This window comes from Sulfitobacter sp. M22, from assembly GCF_021736025.1.
GTDB classification, from domain to species: domain Bacteria; phylum Pseudomonadota; class Alphaproteobacteria; order Rhodobacterales; family Rhodobacteraceae; genus Sulfitobacter; species Sulfitobacter litoralis.
In genome coordinates this window covers 109,298-125,567 of sequence record NZ_WMEC01000002.1, presented here as the reverse complement: position 1 = coordinate 125,567, position 16,270 = coordinate 109,298, and the positions used below count along the sequence as shown (strand labels likewise).

The following is a 16,270-nucleotide window of genomic DNA, read 5'->3' as shown; positions in this document are numbered from 1 at the left end:
GGATCCAATATGACTGAACCAAATTTTCCCCCGGGATGGGTGCCCGACCAGACATTCGGCGATGGTCGCATTGGCCTGACCCTGCGAGATGGCATTGCTGTTCTGGCAGTTCAGATCCCACATAAGATGAACGCGCTGGACGTGCAGGCGACCAAGGGTATGGTTGATGCACTTGACGCAGCACGCGCTGAGGCCCGAGTGCTGATCTTCACTGGCATCGGCGGCAAAGCGTTCATTTCGGGGGCCGATATCGGCGGCTTCGATACTGAGAGGGAACAGGGCAACAGCTTTCTGGACCGACAGCAGGTGTTGGCCAACTATCCGATCCCCACAATTGCGGTGATCCGTGGATATTGCATCGGTGGCGGACTGATGACTGCGTTGAACTGTGATTTCCGGCTTGCCGGCGAAGATGCAAGCTTTGGCATTCCTGCCGCCAAGCTCGGGATTGCCTATGGCTTTGAAGGGCTCTCCCGCCTTGTAGAAGTGGCTGGTCCCGCAAAAACCCGCTATCTGCTCTACAGCGGTGACAGAGTGTCAGCGCGCACCGCCCTAACGTGGGGGTTGGTCGAACAGGTCTACGGTGCCGAAACACTTTGGGATGAAGCGTTAGCGCTTGCCCGCAGGATCGCCGACAATGCACCGCTTTCCATCCGTGCAACCAATCAGACAGTGGCCCAGATCATGCGAGATCCGGAGGATCGCGATATGGAGGTGATTAAGGAGCTGTCGAGGCTCTGCCAAACCAGCGCCGACTTTCGCGAGGGCCGCGATGCCTTCCGCGAAAAGCGCGCCCCAAAGTTTACGGGTGAATAATGAACCTGATCCTTTATCACGCCTGGAAATCCAGTGCGTCCCGCCGGGTTCGCTTTTTTCTCGAGGAGAAGGGTCTGCATTATGAAGCGCATGAGATTGACCTCGCAAAGCAGGAACAACATCAACCTGCTTTCCTGAAGGTGAACCCCTTAGGGGTCGTTCCCGCGCTGATCCACAACGGTCGCGCGCTGCATGAAAGTGGGACGATCTGCGAGTATCTGGAGGCCGCATTTCCCGAGCCGCGCCTCTGCCCGACTGATCCTTATCATCTTGCACAGATGCGCAATTGGGTCCGTCATGTCGATGGCTTGATTGGCAACCTGATCCGCTACAACTGGCGATATACAATTCAGGACCGCGCAGCAAAACTCTCTGAAGCCGAGCTCGAAGCGCTTCTGGCCAAAATCCCCAGCGAAGAACGGCGCGAAGCCTGGCTCAGGGTCGCGCGCAATCCCTACACGGCAGCCGAACTCGATCAGGCACGCGATAATCTGATTGGGATGCTTGACCAAATGGAAACGATGATGGTAGATGGCTGGTTGATACGCGGGGGCTTTTCGCTCGCCGACATCGCGGTAGCCCCCTTTGTTCGTCGGGTGGGCGAAGAGATTGCCCCTGAGGAACTGTCACATATAAAGCGGCCAGCCGTAGCCCACTGGTGGGCGAGCATACAAGAGCGGCCGGGATATCAACGCGCGAAGTTCGATCCGTTTCTATCTTGAGAGACCTAGAAGCGGTCATTTTTCAGGGCTAGCCATCGGCAAGCGATTGGTTGCGCGGGTACAGTCAGTAAAGACAAGTCTGCGGGTGGTAGAGAGATCCGGCATACCCAAATGCGCCCAGATGGTGTTTTATGTCCGATAATTGGTCTGCCGTGACCGACTATAAAATATATTTTATTACTTAGCATCAAAAAGTTATAAAATAACCAATCAACCAAGGCAGCAAACCATGCCCTCAAAGTCGCCCGAAGAAATCAAGCAAGATGCCACAAACGGCCCTGAAAATGCTGGAGCGATCACCCTGCCAGCGCATCTCGTAGGCTCAGGCACACTTGACCGGCTGGTCGATGCCGCACGCGGATATGCGGCAGCGGCAGCATCCGAAAACACTCTAAAGGCCTACAGCAAAGACTGGTCGCAGTTCGCACGCTGGTGCCGAATAAAGGGCGCGGACCCCCTGCCCCCGTCCCCGCAGATGATCGGTCTTTACCTTGCCGATCTGGCATCGGGCTCGCCCACCTCCCCTGCCCTCACAGTCTCCACCATCGACCGTCGCCTCTCCGGCCTCGCCTGGAACTACGCGCAACGCGGCTTCGCATTGGACCGAAAGGACCGCCACATTGCGACAGTCTTGGCGGGCATCAAACGTAAACACGCCCGCCCCCCGGTGCAAAAAGAGGCAATCCTTGCCGACGACATCCGCGCCATGGTCGCCACCCTGCCCTTCGATCTGCGTGGATTACGGGACCGGGCGATCCTGCTATTGGGCTATGCTGGCGGGTTGCGCCGCTCCGAAATCGTCAGCCTCGACGCAGGCAAAGACGACACGCCGGATTCCGGCGGATGGATCGAGATACTGAAGGATGGCGCACTCCTGACGCTCAACGCCAAGACCGGTTGGCGCGAGGTCGAAATCGGCCGCGGCTCGAGCGACCACACCTGCCCCGTTCACGCCATCGAACAATGGCTCCATTTCGCCAGGATTGACTTCGGTCCCATCTTCACCGGCACCTCCCGCGACGGCAAACGTGCGTTGGAAACCCGGTTGAACGACAAGCATGTCGCCCGCCTGATCAAACGCACTGTGCTCGACGCCGGGATCCGCGCCGACCTGCCTGAAAAAGACCGCCTCGCCCTCTTCTCCGGCCACTCCCTCCGCGCCGGACTGGCAAGCGCTGCCGAAGTTGACGAGCGCTACGTGCAGAAACACCTCGGCCACGCCTCCACCGAAATGACCCGCCGCTATCAACGCCGCAGGGATCGCTTCCGCGTTAACATGACAAAGGCTGCGGGACTGTAACTCATAGAGTCTGAATTGTTTCGCGCGCGAAACAATTCAGACTCTATGACGGCAGGTCGATTGTGCAGCGCAAATAAAAATCACTAGCCGAGCAGCTTCCCGAGATACATCCCATACTCATTCTTTGCGAATACCTTCGCGCGTTCTTCCAGTGCTGCTCTGCTGATCCAGCCTTGATTGAAGGCGATCTCGTCGGGGCTGCCGGTTTGCAGGCCTTGGCGGGTTTCCAGTGTGCGCACGAAGTTGCCGGCGTCGAGCAGGCTGCCGTGGGTTCCGGTGTCGAGCCAGGCATAGCCGCGGCCCATGCGTTGCACGTTGAGCAGGCCGTCATGCAGGTAGGTTTCCAGCAGCGTAGTAATCTCAAGCTCTCCGCGCGCTGAAGGTTTCACGGTCCTGGCACGGGCGGAGGCGGTATTGTCGAGGAAGTAGAGCCCGGTCACCGCGTAGTTCGAGGGCGGCACCTCCGGCTTTTCGATGATCTGGCGGGCCTGGCCCTTCTCGTCAAAATCGACCACACCATAGCGTTCGGGGTCGGACACGCGGTAGCCGAAGACCGTGCCGCCGGCTTCCTCAGCGTCGGCGGCGGCGAGGATCTCGGGCAGGCCGTGGCCGAAGAAGATGTTGTCGCCAAGCACCATGGCGGAGGCTGCGCCATCGAGGAAATCCTCGGCCAGCAGATAAGCCTGGGCCAGCCCGTCGGGGCTGGGTTGCGTGATATAGCTGAGCGACACGCCCCACTGGCTGCCGTCGCCAAGCGCGCGTTTGAACTGATCTGCGTCCTGCGGCGTGGTGATGATCGCGATCTCGCGGATGCCGCCCAGCATCAGCACCGACAGCGGATAGTAGATCATCGGCTTGTCATAGACTGGCAGCAGCTGTTTCGACACGGAAATCGTGATCGGATACAGACGCGTGCCGGAGCCGCCAGCGAGGATGATCCCTTTGCGTTTGGGTGTCTGAGACAGGGTCTGGGTCATGGGAAATCAGTCCTTGGGGGTATCAAGTTGGGTCAAAATCTGGGTGAGGCTCTCGCGCCAGTCTGGGCGCGGGATGCCGAAGGCCGCTTGCGTGGCGCTGCAGTCCAGCCGCGAGTTCAGCGGGCGTTTGGCGGGCGTCGGGTAATCGCTCGAGGGGATGTCGGTGACATCACAGGTGATCCCCGCCTGATCAAAGATCGCGCGGGCGAAGCCGGCCCAGCTGGTGTCGGGGGTGCCTGCGAAGTGGTAAATGCCTGCCTTATGCGGCTCTGACACGAGGGTTTGCGCGATGGTGATGCAGGCGTGGGCAATCTCGTCAGCCCCGGTCGGCCCGCCGATCTGGTCGGCGACGACGGTGAGCGCATCGCGCTCCGTCCCCAGCCGCAGCATGGTTTTGACGAAGTTATTGCCATGGGCAGACACCACCCAAGAGGTGCGCAGGACGGCATAGCGCCCACCCTCCGCTGCAATCGCGATCTCGCCCTCGCGTTTGGTGCGGCCATAGACGCCTTGCGGATTGGTCGGATGATGGGGGTGCCACGGGGCATCCCCTGCGCCGGAGAACACATAATCGGTCGAGATCGAGACAAACGGGATGTCGCACGCGGCACAGGCGCGCGCCATGGCGGCGGGAGCTTGCGCGTTGATCAGATTTGCGGTGACCTCATCGCTTTCGGCCTTGTCCACGGCCGTGTAGGCGGCGGCGTTGATCACAGCGTCGGGGGCATGCGCGTTGATAGCCGCGGCGCAGGCGTTGGGGTCGGTCAGATCTGCGTCGGCGCGGGCAAGGGCGGTGATGTGGAGACCCGTCCCCGCAAGCGCGCGCAGCTCCGTGGCGACCTGACCGCTATGACCGAAGACGAGGATCTTCATGCCGTGCCCAACCGCTCGCCAACGCCGCTGCGGTCCTGCAAAGCCCGCCACCAGTCCTCATTGCTGAGATACCAATCGACGGTGCGCGCCAGACCTTCCTCGACCGTGACCGAAGGCCTCCAGCCCAGTTCGGACCGGATGCGCGAGGGATCAATCGCATAGCGCTGGTCGTGGCCGGGGCGGTCGGCGACGAAGGTGATCAGATCGGCATGGGGCGCACCGCTCGGGTGGCGGTCGTCGAGCAGGGCGCAGATCATCTTCACCAGTTCCAGATTGCTGACCTCATTCTCGCCGCCGATGTTGTAGCTGCGGCCCAGTGCGCCATTGGTCAGCACGGTCAGCAGCGCATCGGCGTGATCTTCGACATAGAGCCAGTCGCGCACATTGGCGCCGTCGCCGTAAACCGGGATCGGCTGCCCGGCGAGCGCCTTGAGGATCACCACAGGGACCAGCTTCTCGGGAAAGTGGAAGGGCCCGTAGTTGTTGGAACAGTTCGTCATAACGATCGGCAGGCCGTAGGTCTCGCCCCAAGCGCGCACGAGATGGTCGCTGGCAGCCTTGGACGCGGAGTACGGACTGCGCGGATCGTAGGGCGTACTTTCCGTAAACTGACCCGTCGGCCCCAGCGAGCCGAACACCTCATCGGTCGAGATGTGGTGGAAGCGGAAACCCTGCGGCTTGCCTGCCCCCTGCCACCAGGCGCGGGCCGCTTCGAGCAAGGTATAGGTGCCGGTCACATTGGTCTGGATAAACGCCCCCGGCCCGTCGATGGAGCGGTCTACATGGGACTCTGCTGCCAGATGCATCACCGCATCGGGTTGGTGATCGGCAAAGATCCGGTCGAGCGCTGTGCGGTCGCAGATATCGGCCTGCTCAAAGGCATAAAGCGGGCTGCCTGCAACGCTGGCCACATTCTCGAGACAGGCGGCGTAGGTCAGCGCATCGAGATTGACCACACTGTGTCCCTGCGCAATTGCCAGCCGCACCACGGCAGAGCCGATAAACCCCGCACCACCCGTCACCAAGAGCTTCATCTATACCCCCTCAAAGGTAAACGGACTGTCAAGATCCGCGAGGGCGGGCGCCTGCGCATCCTTCTCCGACAGTACTGGAGAGGTCTCGCCCAACCCCCAGTCGATCCCGATCTGCGGATCATCCCAGGCAATCGCGCCCTCGGATTCTCGCGCATAATACTCCGAACATTTGTAGATGATCTCCGTCTCGGGCGCGCGCGTCACAAAGCCATGCGCGAACCCCGCCGGCACCAGAAGCTGCTTGCCGTTCTCGAAGCTCAGTTCCACCCCGAACCACTGTCCATAAGTCGGCGAGCCCTTGCGGATATCCACAGCCACATCGAACAACGCCCCCCGCCCGCAGCGCACCAGCTTGTCCTGCGCATGCGGCGGCGCCTGAAAATGCAGCCCCCGCACCGTGCCCGGCGTCATCGACAGCGAGTGGTTGTCCTGCACGAAAGGGATGGTGATCCCCTGCGCCGCGAGCGCCTTGGCGCTGTAGCTCTCCGAGAAAAAACCGCGGTGGTCGCCGAAACGCGCAGGCGTGATGACAACAACGCCAGAAAGAGGGGTGGGAGTGATCTGCATGGGCTCAGCCTTTGGTCCGGAAACGTGTCGTAGTCCTAGCCAAACAGCACCGGTCTGTCGACAGACCGTTTATTTGCAATAGAGCCAAGCGTCTGACCCCTAAATGTTTCGCGCGCGAAACATTTAGGGTTTGAGCGCATCCCGGATACGGGCTTCAATTTCAGGCGTGAGGGCAGGGCCTCCGATGGTCACGGTTGCCTCGCCTCTTTGGAGCCAGAGACCAGGTGCCAAGGGGTCGCGCACGGGTGCTTCTCGTCTGGATGATGACGTCGATGCATCTTTAGAGTGCAGTGCCTTGCCAAGAAGATTTTGTTCAGCCTCAGGCGTGAGGCTTTCTGTCTCCGCTTTCAATACTCTGATGACATGTGCGCTGAATTCAGCATCCAACTGGAGCTTCTGCGACAGCGCCAAACCTAGGCGTTCACCGATGGCTGCCGGGTGGGAAAGATGCGACCCGAGATGTTCGACGACTGGCAAAAAGCTTTTGATCTTTGACCGCTTTGCACGGCTGCCATTTCCAAAAAGGCTGCTCAGAGCCTTTTTGGCATCAGGGTAGACGCCTTCTTCCACCGCGCGCGAAACAATGCGGGCACGCTCGTAATAGGATAGACCCACACGAATTTCGTTTTCTTCGACCATTGCGACATAAGCATCCGCCGCATCGACAGGTCGACGGACCAGCGCGAGAATGGTACTGAAACGGATATCGCCAGTTTCAGCATATAGCTGGGTCAGGGCGGAGAGGCGCCGCCAGCCTGAAATAAGACCATAGCCGGCTTGCTCTGTCGCCACGACCTCGATCGGCGTTTGCTGCCCCCGTGACGAGAGCGAGGCACGCAGGGCGGCCATGTCATCGTCATCGACAATAAGCCGGTCCCGCACAAGGTAGCGCGCGTCGATCTGATCCAGAGGCAGAGATTGCACCATGCGGCCTTCAGTCCGCGCAGCCTGCAACTCTGCTGCAACCTCCGCCAATGCAGCACTAGTGGCCGCGTCACCGGCGACATGGGCGATCGGGGGGCTTGTGGGGCGTATCTTCGGCGCGACACCTTCAGGATATGTCGGGAAAATGGCTTTCGTTTCTAAGGGTGGCACTGCCTCTGCATCATGTGCAGAATCTGTACCAAAGTAATCGCTGCGGGGCGGGGTCAGTCTTTTGCGTTTGGCCATGTCTTATCCTCTCTCCTGAGCGGTAGGATGGTGAAATAGGCAGGGTTAACCAACTGTTTTCTCTGCAGTCACAGCCTTTGCATCACGGTGCCAGGCTCCGATAAGCAGACGCTTGAACGCGGCATAAGTTGAATCGAATGTCTGGCGCCCACGGGCATAGGTCTCACGATTGAAATCGCGGTAATCAGCCTCGTAGATACCATTAACGCTTTCACCTGCCTGTCCAATCAATGCGGTGAAATCCTGACGGTGGGGGGACAAGGTCTGTCCCAGATAGGCCTGTATCAGGGCCGCAAGTTCAGCTTGCTGAGCACTATCGTAGCGAGTGATCACGGCGCGGACGGCATCCCATTCGAATTGCAGTCCTTCACGCCCCAAGGCGCGCGCGGCCATATTCTCACCCTCTTCGATCGAATTGAAGGTGGAATGCAGCATGTCGAAAAACCGGCCGGTGCTGTCAAATTCGAGAAAGGATGCGCCAAGCGGCACGAGCAGAATGTCGGCTGCGGCAAGACCGTTGATCGTGAGGTAGCCGAGGGCAGGGGGGGTATCTACGAAGATGATATCGTAGCTGTCGAGCACACCGTCTGCTTCAAGACGATCGGTCAACGCATCCCAAAGCTTCCAGCCACGGGTTGCGATGCGCCATACGGGGATCTGGAACTCGGCCCAATAGAGGTTTAGCTGGGCACCAATCAGATCGATGTTGGGCCAATGGGTAGGCCGTATCAGATCCCCGGTGCTGATCTTGAGCGCTTCAGAGAGCGTATCATCAAGCGGGGTCGGTACATCGCCCCGGGCAACTTTGGCGCGATTTTCCGTCTGGGCAGCTTCCGCATAATGGCGTGCAAGGACCGGAAAAACCGTGCCCCACTCATCCTCAATACGCCCTCCGAAGATCGAGGTCATCGATCCTTGACTGTCCAGATCAATGACGAGGACCTTGTAACCATCCAATGCTGCTGACATTGCGAGATGAGCAGCCGTTGAAGTCTTGCCGACTCCGCCTTTGAAATTCGCAACTGACACGATCTTTGCAGGTAGCCCTTCTGGTCGATAGGGGCGGTACTCTTTCGATTTCGACCCTTCTGCCCCGAAATGCGCTCGCAGACGCAGGACTTCGTCCATGGTAAACCACTTGGCACCGCCAACAGTTTCCGAGGTACCTTGGGGCAGATCAGGGTTATTGCGCAACACGCGGCGAAAATGGGGCTGGGCCACAGGGATCAAATATTTGGTGATTTCCCAAGTAGAGAAAAGGCGAAGGCGCTTTTGGCCGGCTTCATCCAATCCGCGCCCTGCCAGATCCTCTCGCCCCCGAGAGCATGCTTCGGCGATGGCACGGAAGTCCCGGGAAGAGGTAGGTTCACCCAGCTCTGCCATGGCCTGGTCAGGGTCAATGTTGAAATAGGGAGGTAAGGGCTCACTCATAGGAATATGGCTCATGTAATGCGTTTATACCTATGTACCAGAAAACCTGTCACATGGAAGAAAAACCGTACAATACACGTCTTTTCTAAGCAGATTTGATGGGTTCGCTTGGGATATTCCGGCTGAAAACAGGATGTGATGCAAATCTGCCCCAGTGTTATGATGTGTTATTATGAAGTTAAGGTTCTCAAAGCTATCATATTTTCTTTTATTTACAGTATCTTTCAGTCCTTTTTCCAACAGGTGGTGACTCTGAACCCCCGAAGCTGTGACTCTGAACCCCCGATAAAGCGACTCTGATCCCCCGATCAAAAGCGGGGGGGGGACATGCTCAAAGATGGACAAGTAATGTGGATAACTTTTAGGGTGGTGTTACTAAAACCACGATTCCCAAAAAGGGAACATTGAGCAGTGATCACGGCATTGCGTCGCACGAAAGAGGCGGGCTCTACCGGCAGGCAAAGGACAGGACATGTTAGACCCCGTGCCCGCAATGGGACTGTTGCCCGACCGGCATCAGTCGGATTTTTTTGTCTGCGATATTTTCGATGCCATCCCGAAAGACGATCTGGCGACCATGGAGCATCCGATTTTTTCGCTCTCGACCAAGCCCGATCGACGAATCCTGACCTATACCCATAACGGCACGGACATCACTGTTGTTCCAAGCATGCGCGGTTTGGCGACGATTCACGATAAAGATGTCCTGATTTTTTGCATTAGCCAGTTGATGGCAGCGCTGAACACGGGCCGTGCGGTGGGGCGCACGCTGACCCTGCGGGCCTATGACATGCTGGTGGCGACGAACCGTGAAACCTCCGGCGATGCCTACCGGCGGTTGCGCGAAGCGCTCGAGCGGCTCGCGGGAACGCGGATCACCACCAATATCGAGACTGGCGGGATGGAGGTGACCAGCGGTTTTGGTCTCATCGAGAATTGGGAGATCGTGCGCCGTGCCCGTGGTGGCCGGATGGTAAGTGTTAAGGTTACTCTCTCGGAATGGCTGTACCGTGCAGTTCTGTCGAAATCAGTGCTGACCTTGAGTCGCGATTATTTCCGGCTGCGCAAACCCTTGGAGCGGCGGGTCTATGAGATTGCGCGTAAACATTGCGGTCGTCAGCCCGTCTGGCGGATCTCGGTCGAGTTGCTATTGAAGAAATCCGGTTCCGCCTCTCCCCGCCGTGTTTTTCGGAAGATGCTACGTGACATGATCGAGGCGAACCACTTGCCCGACTACGATATCGAGGAAGAAGCTGGCGATATGATCCGCTTTACGCGCCGCACTGTGATAGAGGATGGGCCGGAAGCGCCGCCTCTGTCCGAGCGCGCACTGGAAGCTGCACGTTTGATCCTCCCCGGGGCGGATGTATACGCGCTGGAGGCGGATTGGCGGGCTTTCTGGGCAGCCTCGGGCCGTCCCAAATTGCGCGCAGCGGATGCGGCCTTCGTGGGATTTGTGAAGATGCGCGCACAGAAAAGTTAGAAGGGCTTTGCTTTTAAGCAAACTGCGCTCTTTTTCGCCCACGCGGCTTTGAAACTAACCGTGTCTTGCCTCTGGCTCTACCACTTCCCGGCATAGTCGTATATGATACGAGAATGACGACGAGGTCTAAATTGGCCTAATAAGATTCAATTTAGTATTGGCGTGAGATAATGGGATACTTTGAAACTGCCTTTATTTTGCCTTATTGTCTTATAATTGGCCTGTTATGTTCTGCACTCTGCGTCGTATTGGTTTTTTCAGCACCGCGCTTTCCGCGACTGGCAGGGAAAGCAGATCACACATGCGCAGTACAATCTATGCATGTGCGACCTACCGCTCGGGTGGGTGGTCTGGCGATCTTTATTGCCTTGGGTGTCAGTACGCTTTTTGCGCCAAGCACAATTTCGGCTGACTATGTTTGCTTCATTCTCGCCACAATAATCGTTTTCCTGGCTGGGTTGTTTGAGGATTTAGGCTTTGGGGTTTCACCGACTCAACGATTGATTGCTACCGGTATCTCAGGAATCTTGATGGTCTTGTTCCTTGGAGCTTGGATCCCACGGTTGGGATTGCCGGGTATCGACAATTTAATGCTGCACTGGGCAGTGAGTGTCCCGGTGACCTTGCTCATCACATCTGGTGTTACCAATGGCTTTAACATGATTGACGGTGTTAACGGGTTGTCGTCTTTCACGGCCATAGGTGCAGCGCTTGGATTGGCATTTATTTCTTTCCAATCCGGCTATACTGAAATGGTACCGCTGACCCTGTTTTTGGCTTCGGTCGTGCTGGGTTTTTTTGTTCTGAACTATCCATTTGGGCTGATATTTTTGGGTGACGGAGGGGCATATACGCTGGGCTTCATCCTAAGCTGGTTTGGCGTGTTCATCCTTATCAATGCTCCTGACGTGTCCCCTTGGGCGGTTCTTCTAACGATGTTCTGGCCTGTGGCTGATATGGTGCTGTCGATTTATCGACGTTCACGAAGTAAGGCAGCAACGATGACGCCGGATCGCCTGCATGTACACCAAATGGTCATGCGGGCTTTGGAAATTCATTTTCTAGGTCGTGGCCGCCGACAGCTTGCCAACCCGCTTACGACTCTCGTTCTGGCTCCATTTATTATGGCCCCGATCGTTGTTGGCGTAATGCTTTGGGATCAAAGTAAATATGCGTTGATCGCGTTTGTTGTGTTTAGCGTCCTCTTCTTTGGATCTTATAGCCTGACATTGCCGATTTTGCGTAAATTGAAGCGACGGGTGCAGTGGGTTGTGGCGCACAGCTGAGACATGTGTTGTCGGAAGAAAGGGACCAGTTCAGATGTCTAGCGACAGCCTGTCCAGCCTGCACGGGTGAAGCTAGCTCCTGCGCGCGATATGTGAAAGGCGTGGTGCATATTTGTGGAATTAGGTTTGCGATGTCTTATAATTTGCTTCCTTTGGTGTAATTAGTGCCATCAAAAGGAGCGGCATAAAACCGCAACAGAACCATGCTTTGGCCGTAAGTCGCTTGGAAAAGGCCGCGCAAGCAGCTAGGAACATAGCGAGCGCTAGGGTGCTTTCCATCGCGCTTGTTATATTGGCCTACTCAAGCCACAGAAATATGGAATTATATGCGAGGAGCTCATCATGATAAGCTCCGTTCAGTCGATACAATCGCATTCTAGGCAGGTTTTTTCTGATGGTTTCTTCCATTCTCTGTGTTTGCACCGGAAATATCTGCCGTTCCCCCGTGGCTGAGGCCACTTTGCGCGCCGCGTTGCCTGATGTGGATGTGACCTCAGCTGGACTTCACGCCTTGGTTGGTCATGATATAGACGCTGACAGCGCCACAGCCGCGCGCGAACAAGACATTCCGTTGATCCCGCATGCTGCACGCCAGTTTAACACGGAGTTGGGCGAGCGGGCCGAACTGATCCTAGTGATGGACCAGGATCACCGTGACGAGATCACGCGCCGCTGGCCTCAGTTCAGTGGCAAGACCATGCTTCTGGGCCATTTTGAGAAGGGAAAATCTATTCCGGATCCTTATCGGATGGGCATCGGCATGCATCAACGCGCGGTCGAGATGATCCGCGAGAGCGTCCCGCTTTGGGTGCAACAACTGGCCGCGATGCGCGGATGAAGGGTTCGTCCATGACTGAGCGTTCACAAAAAACTATGTCGCATATCGAAGAAAATGATGGTGATCTCGACCTTGCCGATCTGCTGGCGCAGCTTCTTGCTCGAAAATGGCTGATTGTCTCCTTGGCTCTGCTGGGTGGGTTGATTGGGCTGATCATCGGGCAACTGGGACCGAATGAATATCGCGCGACATCCGTGGTGCAAATCGAAAAGCGTTCCAGCGGCGTGGTTCTGCCGGAAGAACTGATTGGCAACCTGCTTTCCGGGGACCAGGCCCGCGAGTCGTCTTTTGAGACAGAGATACATGTGATCCGCTCACGGCTTATCCTTGGCCCCGTCGTCGAGGAGTTGGGCATAAATGCCCGGGTGGAACCGGTACGCGCACCCATTATCGGGGATTTGCTGGCGCGCAGGTCAATTCCCATTCTGGGATCATTGTTGTCTGATGCCTATCAGAGACCTGGGGAAAACATCTCGCTGAACCAGCTTCGGGTCAGTGAAGCCCTGATTGGCCAGCCGATTTTGCTACGGGTGACCGGTTCTGATCGTTTCGAAATCACCGCTCCAAATGCAACCACTGTCACTGGCCAAGTTGGCACGCTTGTCACCTTGGGGGATGATCTCCAGTTACAGGTGACTGCATTGAATGCGCCTGAAGGGCGCGAATACCAGGTTTTTGCCGAGCCTTTGCGAAACGGTGTCGCGCGATTGCGCAAAGGCTTGTCCGTCAGCGAACGCCGAACAACCGGCATTGTTGACTTCGGCTTTACCAGCCCCGACCCAGACTTCAGCCTGGTCGCTGCCAACACGGTGGTGGAGTCATATCGTTCACAGAACCTGCAACGCCGCTCCGCTGAAATCGACCAGAGCATCGACTTTATCGAAAGTAAAATACCGGAGACACAGCTGGAATTGGAAGCCGCCTCTACGGCCCTATCCAACTACCGCGAATCCCAAGAAAACCTAGAGCTCAGTTTAGGCACACAGGAATTGCTGGACCAGGTTGTAGAGATTCAGGCGCGCTTGGAGGATCTGGAGTTTCAGGAGCAACAACTTGCGCAGCGTTTGACCCCGAACCACCCTGATTATCAGGCACTTCTGGCCGAGCGCACGCAATTGGAAAGTCGCCGTGACAACCTGCGTGCTGACTTGCAGGATGTGCCTGCAGCAGAGCAGGAATTTGCCCGCTTCCAAGAGCGCGTGATCAGTGCGCGCGAATTGGAGCGCCAATTGATCGCCCGCGCAGAACAGTTGCGCGTGTTGCGCGCCAGTGCCGTGGGCAATATCCGCGTGCTGGAACCGGCGGAAGTGGCCCGACTTGTCGGGCCCAACCGTCATATCCCTGCGCTTGGCGGTCTGTTCGGCGGGCTCGCTTTTGGTATGCTCCTGGTCTTCGCGCTCAACTTTCTGCGCCGTGGCATCGAAGATGCGCACGAAGTGGAAGAACTGGGCTTGTCTGTGTTGGGATCCGTCAACAAGGTGCCAAAACTGGCGGGCGCAAGAAATGGGATTCCTGCTTATGCTCTGGTCCGGCATGAGCCAAACAATGTCGCCGTTGAAGCCTTCCGCGGATTGCGTACAGGGATGAGATTTACCCTGGCGGCGCGCAATGCCAAAACGCTGATGATTACGTCGTGTGCGCCAGCGGATGGCAAATCCTTTGTCTCTCTGAACCTTGCCATGATCAACGCAACCTTGGGAACCCGGGTTTTGTTGATTGATGGCGATTTGCGTCGGGGCAAGCTGGGGCGAAATTTTGGGGTTGCAAGTAAGCAGCCAGGCCTTGTTCAGGTGTTGGTCGGCGAAGCTGATTTGTCGGCTGCAGTTCATAGGGATCCAGAAACCGGGCTCGATTTTATCGGAGCTGGGAGCCGCCCTCCCAATCCGGCAGAATTGTTGGAAAGTACTGCATTCGCAGACCTTCTATCTGTCCTTTCTGAACATTACGATCTGATCATTGTTGATGCGCCACCGATCCTGGCCGTTACAGATGCCGCCATTATCGGTCAGAAAACGGATATTTCATTGATGCTGGTTCGCCACCTGGTGACCACCAAGGCCCAGTTGCAATCTGCTCTCAAGGGGCTTGAGCTTGCTGGCATCACACCAGCAGGCGTGATCATCAACCAATACGACGTTAAGAAGAGCCGCTATGGCCAGTATGGCAGCTACCACTATGGGGCTTATAACTATGACTATGCCTCAGAGGACTGATCAAGCAGTGCTGCGCCCAAATAATTTCATCATGGCTACGATCATTGTGGACTCACACGAAGGCATCCGTAAGCCCGGGCGCGAACACATGTATTGTATGACTTGAAGTATCTCTTCCCTGCAAAGGACACGGATCTGCAGCTTTGACAGTGGCTGCCGCTGAGATGAAATGCGCCATAGAACAGAGGTTTCAAACAAGAACGACACTGCTTGCCGAAAATCAACTGATCCGGATATGTGGGTTCTGGATTTTTCAGTCTCAGTATCGCATACCTGCCCAGGAACATAATGCGGAACGAGCAATAATGTCTGTCCTCTCGTAGTAGGACGTGTGAATATTGAAAACTATAGAGAGCGGGCGGGATAATATGCAGAACGGAATACAGCGCAAGGCAGCAAAACTGGTCCTCGCAGCAATGGTTCTCGTTCTGGCAGGCTGCGCGGGACAGATGCGTTTTCCCATTTCCGAGAATGCGCAAGAGAAACTGGTCGAGCAGAACATCAATGTCGTGCGTATCTCGACGGAAAATATCGCCCAATATCGCACCCCCGTTTTCTTCAGCAATCGCACGCAACCCGCCAACCCGCCCGGGGATCCTGATCCATATACGTACCGGGTCGGGGCAGGCGATGAACTGCGGATCATGGTCTGGTCCAATCCAGAACGCACCCAAGCCGCCGGAGCCTCAGGCACCACAGGCAATGTTGATCAGGGTATTGTGGTCAATGAGCATGGCCAGTTTTTCTATCCCTTCGTGGGGGCCATCCGCGGTGCCGGGCGCAGTGCGAGTGACATCCGCGCAGATCTGACCAAGCAGTTGCGCACCTTCATTGCCGATCCGCAGGTCGAAGTGACCGTTTCGAGCTTCAACTCCCGGAAAGCAACGGTGACTGGCGTCGTCGGGACCCCTGGTCCAGTACCCATTACAAACGTACCGTTACGTTTGTTGGATGTTCTCAACCAAGCGGGAATCGACGAAGCCGGGGATCTGGCAAACGTCACGATCCGTCGCCGGGGCACTGCATATAACGTCAATCTAAAGGCGTTCGTGGATCATGGTGCATCCCGTCAGAACCCCATCATCCTGGATGGCGATATTATCAACGTATCACCGATCCGCGATAACAAGATATTCACCTTTGGGGAAATAGCCACCAAAGAAATACCGCTGCCCTCCAATGCACCGGTTTCCCTGACTGAAACACTTGCTGAAGTGGGCGGTATCGACCGCATCAGGGCAGATTCTCGCGGAATTTTTGTCTTCCGTCGCACCCCTTCCACACCTCAAGGCTTTGATGTCTTCCAGTTCAATCTCAAGTCAGCAACAGCTCTGGTGCTTGCGACAGACTTCAAGATGGCCCCACTGGACATCATCTTTGTCACCAACGATCCGATCACGCGCTGGAATGACACGGTGGGCTCGCTAGTTGCCCCATTGACTGGATTGATACGGGTTCAAACTGTCGTAGACTCAGATTAGGAAGCAATCTTTTTTGCTTCAATAGGCTTTGTGGTAGTACTCACCTGTGAAGGCTTGTCAGTGATCGATTGAATGTGAG

14 protein-coding genes are annotated in these 16,270 nt (G+C 56.6%); 8 read left to right on the top strand and 6 right to left on the bottom strand.

Annotated elements, in window-relative coordinates:
• Positions 1 to 9: 9 nt before the first annotated feature.
• From GLP52_RS15880 to GLP52_RS15870, 3 genes are all read left to right on the top strand, one after another.
• Positions 10 to 816: an enoyl-CoA hydratase-related protein gene (locus GLP52_RS15880; protein WP_237273693.1), complete on the top strand. Its 807-nt coding sequence runs from the start codon at positions 10 to 12 to the stop codon at positions 814 to 816.
• Positions 816 to 1,538: a glutathione S-transferase family protein gene (locus GLP52_RS15875; RefSeq protein ID WP_237273692.1), complete on the top strand. Its 723-nt coding sequence runs from the start codon at positions 816 to 818 to the stop codon at positions 1,536 to 1,538. Before GLP52_RS15880 ends, GLP52_RS15875 begins: the two co-directional genes overlap by 1 nt.
• 229 nt (positions 1,539 to 1,767) lie before the next feature.
• Positions 1,768 to 2,838, top strand: a complete 1,071-nt coding sequence (locus tag GLP52_RS15870; protein WP_237273691.1) for a tyrosine-type recombinase/integrase — start codon at positions 1,768 to 1,770, stop codon at positions 2,836 to 2,838.
• 83 nt (positions 2,839 to 2,921) lie between these two features.
• Here the strand turns inward: GLP52_RS15870 and rfbA are convergent, their stop codons facing one another.
• From rfbA to GLP52_RS15840, 6 genes are all read right to left on the bottom strand, one after another.
• Positions 2,922 to 3,815 carry a glucose-1-phosphate thymidylyltransferase RfbA gene (gene rfbA, locus GLP52_RS15865; protein ID WP_237273690.1) on the bottom strand — a complete coding sequence of 298 codons (894 nt, stop codon included), beginning with the start codon at positions 3,813 to 3,815 and terminating at the stop codon, positions 2,922 to 2,924.
• 6 nt (positions 3,816 to 3,821) lie between these two features.
• Positions 3,822 to 4,688, bottom strand: a complete 867-nt coding sequence (rfbD, locus tag GLP52_RS15860) for a dTDP-4-dehydrorhamnose reductase (RefSeq protein ID WP_237273689.1) — start codon at positions 4,686 to 4,688, stop codon at positions 3,822 to 3,824.
• Complete coding sequence (gene rfbB, locus GLP52_RS15855; protein ID WP_237273688.1) at positions 4,685 to 5,722, bottom strand: dTDP-glucose 4,6-dehydratase; 1,038 nt, start codon at positions 5,720 to 5,722, stop codon at positions 4,685 to 4,687. Before rfbB ends, rfbD begins: the two co-directional genes overlap by 4 nt.
• Complete coding sequence (rfbC, locus tag GLP52_RS15850) at positions 5,723 to 6,289, bottom strand: dTDP-4-dehydrorhamnose 3,5-epimerase (protein WP_237273687.1); 567 nt, start codon at positions 6,287 to 6,289, stop codon at positions 5,723 to 5,725.
• A gap of 123 nt (positions 6,290 to 6,412) precedes the next feature.
• Positions 6,413 to 7,459 (bottom strand): ParB/RepB/Spo0J family partition protein, encoded by a 1,047-nt coding sequence (locus tag GLP52_RS15845; RefSeq protein ID WP_237273686.1) that lies wholly within the window; start codon positions 7,457 to 7,459, stop codon positions 6,413 to 6,415.
• Between the two features lie 45 nt (positions 7,460 to 7,504).
• Positions 7,505 to 8,890: an AAA family ATPase gene (locus GLP52_RS15840; RefSeq protein WP_237273685.1), complete on the bottom strand. Its 1,386-nt coding sequence runs from the start codon at positions 8,888 to 8,890 to the stop codon at positions 7,505 to 7,507.
• A gap of 472 nt (positions 8,891 to 9,362) precedes the next feature.
• On the opposite strand from GLP52_RS15840, the gene GLP52_RS15835 reads away from it, so the two are divergent.
• The 5 genes from GLP52_RS15835 to GLP52_RS15815 all read left to right on the top strand — a co-directional run bounded on the left by GLP52_RS15835 (position 9,363) and on the right by GLP52_RS15815 (position 16,191).
• Positions 9,363 to 10,373 carry a replication initiator protein A gene (locus GLP52_RS15835; RefSeq protein WP_237273684.1) on the top strand — a complete coding sequence of 337 codons (1,011 nt, stop codon included), beginning with the start codon at positions 9,363 to 9,365 and terminating at the stop codon, positions 10,371 to 10,373.
• Between the two features lie 170 nt (positions 10,374 to 10,543).
• Complete coding sequence (locus tag GLP52_RS15830) at positions 10,544 to 11,659, top strand: MraY family glycosyltransferase (RefSeq protein ID WP_237273683.1); 1,116 nt, start codon at positions 10,544 to 10,546, stop codon at positions 11,657 to 11,659.
• Positions 11,660 to 12,053: 394 nt separating this feature from the next.
• Entirely contained in the window at positions 12,054 to 12,497 is a 444-nt protein-coding gene (locus GLP52_RS15825; protein ID WP_272903635.1) for a low molecular weight protein-tyrosine-phosphatase, read from the top strand.
• A gap of 11 nt (positions 12,498 to 12,508) precedes the next feature.
• Positions 12,509 to 14,710: a polysaccharide biosynthesis tyrosine autokinase gene (locus tag GLP52_RS15820; protein ID WP_237273681.1), complete on the top strand. Its 2,202-nt coding sequence runs from the start codon at positions 12,509 to 12,511 to the stop codon at positions 14,708 to 14,710.
• A gap of 368 nt (positions 14,711 to 15,078) precedes the next feature.
• A complete protein-coding gene (locus tag GLP52_RS15815) occupies positions 15,079 to 16,191 on the top strand; it encodes a polysaccharide biosynthesis/export family protein (protein WP_237273680.1) in 1,113 nt (370 codons plus the stop codon).
• The last annotated feature ends 79 nt before the right edge of the window (positions 16,192 to 16,270 follow it).